This window comes from Brasilonema octagenarum UFV-OR1 (genome assembly GCF_963888615.1).
Classification (GTDB): domain Bacteria; phylum Cyanobacteriota; class Cyanobacteriia; order Cyanobacteriales; family Nostocaceae; genus Brasilonema; species Brasilonema sennae.
Genome location: NZ_CAWPKW010000100.1, coordinates 1 through 647, shown reverse-complemented (window position 1 = coordinate 647; position 647 = coordinate 1). Strand labels below are relative to the sequence as shown.

The following is a 647-nucleotide window of genomic DNA, read 5'->3' as shown; positions in this document are numbered from 1 at the left end:
TTTCAGACGCTTCTTGATTGACAAGTAAGCGACCTTGTTGTAAGCATAAAAGCCGCGTACAAAACTTATAAGCTACCTCTAGCTGGTGATTGATCATAACAACCGTTGTTTGATAATTTTGAGCCAACTGGCTCAAAATTTCCACCAGATGGTCAGCCTGATTTACATCTAGGGCAGAGGTGGGTTCATCTAACAATAAAATTTTTGGTTGAATGACTAAACCACGGGCGATCGCCACAAGCTGTCGTTGACCCAAAGAAAGCTGCACCTCCGTGCGCCTTAACCATTCATCTGGAATTTGCAACTGTTCTATCCAGTGACTCACACGTTGCTCAATTGTTTGTTTGGGTAAACCACGCAAAACCAGGGGATAAGCCAAAGCTTCTTTTACAGTCATTCCTAATAGCTTCGGCTCTTGGGATACCATTGTCACTATGGAGCGTAGCTGCAATACAGGAATTTGGGAATACTCCTGATTCTCCAGATAAATTTTACCGCTTGTAGGTTCACTTAAACGGTTCAGCAAGCGTAATAAATAACTTTTTCCTGCACCAGATGGTCCAACAATAGCAACGCGTTCTCCCTCAAACACCTCAAAGGAAATATCCTGTAATATTGGATATCCCAATTGGTTATCATGACTCTGG

At 42.5% G+C, this 647-nt stretch carries 1 protein-coding gene; it reads right to left on the bottom strand.

Features of this window, described 5'->3' with window-relative positions; all coding sequences use genetic code 11:
• A partial coding sequence (locus AC5590_RS07915; RefSeq protein ID WP_248277463.1) for an ABC transporter ATP-binding protein occupies window positions 1-628 on the bottom strand: 628 nt, incomplete at its 3' end.
• Window positions 629-647: the final 19 nt, after the last annotated feature.